The 2,778-nt window shown below is 69.6% G+C and carries 3 protein-coding genes; all 3 read right to left on the bottom strand.

From position 1 onward, the window contains the following. Window positions 1-1,110, bottom strand: a 1,110-nt coding sequence (ispG, locus tag G3I53_RS16045; RefSeq protein WP_164438474.1) for a flavodoxin-dependent (E)-4-hydroxy-3-methylbut-2-enyl-diphosphate synthase, incomplete at its 3' end; no start/stop codon positions are given. A gap of 4 nt (window positions 1,111-1,114) precedes the next feature. Continuing rightward, window positions 1,115-2,137: an adenosyl-hopene transferase HpnH gene (gene hpnH / locus G3I53_RS16040; protein WP_164334755.1), complete on the bottom strand. Its 1,023-nt coding sequence runs from the start codon at window positions 2,135-2,137 to the stop codon at window positions 1,115-1,117. 5 nt (window positions 2,138-2,142) lie between these two features. Continuing rightward, on the bottom strand, window positions 2,143-2,778 hold a 636-nt coding region (locus G3I53_RS16035), incomplete at its 5' end, for a 1-hydroxy-2-methyl-2-butenyl 4-diphosphate reductase (RefSeq protein WP_164438473.1).

The raw sequence follows: 2,778 nt of genomic DNA, 5'->3' as shown, positions 1-2,778 counted from the left end.
CATCTGTTCGGCGATCCGCATCGCCTCTTCGATCAGCGTCTCCACGATCTTCGACTCCGGCACCGTCTTGATGACCTCGCCCTTGACGAAGATCTGCCCCTTGCCGTTACCCGACGCCACCCCCAGATCGGCCTCACGGGCCTCACCCGGACCGTTGACGACACAGCCCATCACCGCCACCCGCAACGGCACGTCCATCCCCGTCAGACCCGCCGTGACCTCCTCGGCCAGCTTGTACACATCCACCTGCGCCCGCCCGCACGACGGACACGACACGATCTCCAGACCCCGCTGCCGCAGCCCCAGCGACTCCAGGATCTGATTGCCGACCTTGATCTCCTCCACCGGCGGCGCCGACAACGACACCCGGATCGTGTCCCCGATCCCCTGCGACAGCAACGCACCGAACGCCACCGCCGACTTCACCGTCCCCTGGAACGCCGGACCCGCCTCCGTCACCCCCAGATGCAACGGATAGTCGCACTGCTCCGCCAGCTGCCGGTACGCCTCGATCATCACCACCGGGTCGTTGTGCTTCACCGAGATCTTGATGTCCCGGAACCCGTGCTCCTCGAACAGCGACGCCTCCCACAGCGCCGACTCCACCAGCGCCTCCGGCGTCGCCTTGCCGTACTTCTGCAGCAGCCGCCGGTCCAGCGACCCCGCGTTCACCCCGATCCGGATCGGCGTGCCCCGCTCCCCCGCCGCCCGCGCGATCTCCTTGACCTGATCGTCGAACTTCTTGATGTTGCCCGGATTCACCCGCACCGCCGCGCACCCGGCCTCGATCGCCGCGAACACGTACTTCGGCTGGAAATGAATGTCCGCGATCACCGGGATCTGCGACTTGCCCGCGATCACCGACAGCGCGTCCGCGTCGTCCTGCGTCGGACACGCCACCCGCACGATCTGGCACCCCGACGCCGTCAGCTCCGCGATCTGCTGCAGCGTCGCCCCGATGTCCGACGTCCGCGTCGTCGTCATCGACTGCACCGACACCGGCGCGTCACCACCGACCGCCACCGACCCGACCTGGATCCTGCGGCTCCTGCGGCGCTCGGCCAGGGGACGCACCGGTGACCCCGGCATCCCCAGGGAAACTGCGGTCACGGCGTCACTCCCGGTTCGACGAGACGGTTTCGCGCATGGCGCGCAGCGACTCCTTAAGGGAGCCCATGGTGGCGAGGACGGCGGTGGGCTCGTAGCCGCAGTGCGCCATGCAGTTGGCGCAGCGCGGGTCCTTGCCGCGGCCGTACTTGTCCCAGTCGGTGTCCTCGATCAGCTCCCGGTACGTCGGCACGTAGCCGTCGCTCATCAGGTAGCAGGGGCGCTGCCAGCCGAACAGGGAGTAGTTGGGGATGGCCCAGGCGGTGCACGGGAAGTCGACCTTGCCCTCGAGGAAGTCGAGGAACAGCGGGGAGTGGTTCAGCCGCCAGCGCCTGCGGTTGCCGCCGGCGAACGCCTTCTTGAACAGCTCCCGGGTCTGCTCCACGCCGAGGAAGTGCTCCTGGTCGGGCGCCTTCTCGTAGGCGTAGGCGGGCGAGATCATCATCTCGTCGACCTTGAGGTCGTCGTTGAGGTAGTTGAGCACCTCGACGACCGTCTGGGGGGTGTCGGTGTTGAAGAAGGTCGAGTTGGTGGTGACCCGGAAGCCGCGCCGCTTGGCCTCCTTGATGGCCGCCACGGCCTCGTCGAACACGCCCTCCTTCGCGACGGACTCGTCGTGCCGCTCCCGCAGCCCGTCGATGTGCACCGCGAACGCGAAGTAGGGGGACGGGGTGAACTTGTCCATCTTCTTGCGCAGCAGCATGGCGTTGGTGCACAGGAACACGTACTTCCGGCGGGACACCAACTGGCGCACGATCTCGTCGATCTGAGGGTGCATCAGCGGCTCGCCGCCGGCGATGGACACCATGGGGGCGCCGGACTCCAGCACCGCCCCCACCGCCTGGGCGACCGGCATGCGCTGCTTGAGCACCCCCGCCGGGTGCTGGATCTTGCCGCAGCCCTCACAGGCGAGGTTGCAGGCGTAGAGGGGCTCCAGCTCGACGATCAGCGGGAACTTGTCCCGCCTGCGGAGCTTCTGTTCGGCCAGGTATGTAGCGACCTTGATGGACTGGCGCAGCGGCATGGCCATCTGGCTCACCTCCGGGGGAGCAGCAGGGAACGGTGCCATTCGAGGTATGCGGGAAGCACGGAGCGAAGGACGCGGAAAGCCGATATTCCACCGCGCACCGTGCCGATCCGGACCAGTTCATGTTCTGGAGCGTCCACGACCACCCGGACGGCCGCAACCGGGCGCGCGCCCGCGCGGACGGCGCTCAGAAGCGTGGCCGCCGACTCCATGTCCGCCGCGATCGCGCCGGTCGCGAGCAGGTCGGCCCGCTCGGGTCCGCGGACGACGTGGTCGGAGCCGGTGAGCGGGCCGGTGTGCACGGTGCGTCCGGGGACGGTCCGCAGCAGCTCCTTGACCAGCAGCTCCGTCCCCACGCAGGGGACGGAGCCGCGGGGGTCGCGGGTCTCCTCGGCGACGACGAGGTCGCCGGGGTGCATGCCGGGCGCGAGTCCGGCGCAGAACCCGGTGGCCAGCACGGCGGCGTCGCGCAGGGCCGGCCCGTCGAGCACCCGGGACACCGAGCGCTCGGCGGCGAGCGGCCCCATGCCGGTGCGCAGCACGGTGACCGGCCCGCCCGCCCCGCCGCTGCCGCGCCGGCGCAGGGCGAACTGCTCGATGCCGAGCGCGCAGGCGATCAGCAGCGGGGCCGGAGCCGGCTGGGC

This window comes from Streptomyces sp. SID14436 (genome assembly GCF_010548465.1).
In the GTDB taxonomy this organism is placed as follows: domain Bacteria; phylum Actinomycetota; class Actinomycetes; order Streptomycetales; family Streptomycetaceae; genus Streptomyces.
This window is presented reverse-complemented; position numbering and strand designations above follow the sequence as displayed.

Excerpts from the sequence above, each read along its gene's own strand:
- hpnH (WP_164334755.1), bottom strand. The coding sequence starts at position 2,137 with ATGGCCATGCCGCTGCGCCAGTCCATCAAGGTCGCTACATACCTGGCC.